General features: G+C 71.3%; 1 protein-coding gene. It reads left to right on the top strand.

Annotation, left to right across the window (positions count from 1 at the left end; all coding sequences use genetic code 11):
- The coding region (locus B8460_RS19765; protein WP_048863344.1) for a carboxyl transferase domain-containing protein at positions 1-540 on the top strand (540 nt) is incomplete at both ends.

Below are 540 nucleotides of genomic sequence, written 5' to 3'. Positions count from 1 at the left end.
GGCATGTCGCGCGCGGCAAGCTGCCGGCGCGCGACCGGGTGGCGGCACTCCTCGATCCGGGCGCGCCGTTCCTGGAACTGAGCCAGCTCGCGGCGCACGGGCTGTACGGCGGCGACGTGCCGGCGGCGGGCATCGTCACCGGCATCGGCCGCGTGTCGGGCCGCGAATGCGTGATCGTGGCCAACGACGCGACCGTCAAGGGCGGGACGTATTTCCCGATGACGGTGAAGAAGCATCTGCGCGCGCAGGAGATCGCGCGGGCGAACCGGCTGCCGTGCCTGTATCTGGTGGATTCCGGCGGCGCGTTCCTGCCGCTGCAGGACGAGATCTTCCCCGATCGCGAGCATTTCGGCCGCATCTTCCACAACCAGGCCAACATGTCCGCGCAGGGCATCCCGCAGATCGCCGCCGTGATGGGCAGCTGCACGGCGGGCGGCGCATACGTGCCGGCCATGTCGGACGAGTCCGTGATCGTGCGGCGGCAGGGCACGATCTTCCTCGGCGGGCCGCCGCTGGTGAAGGCGGCGACGGGCGAGGAGG

This window comes from Acidisphaera rubrifaciens HS-AP3, assembly GCF_000964365.1.
Taxonomy (GTDB): Bacteria; Pseudomonadota; Alphaproteobacteria; order Acetobacterales; family Acetobacteraceae; genus Acidisphaera; species Acidisphaera rubrifaciens.
This window is presented reverse-complemented; position numbering and strand designations above follow the sequence as displayed.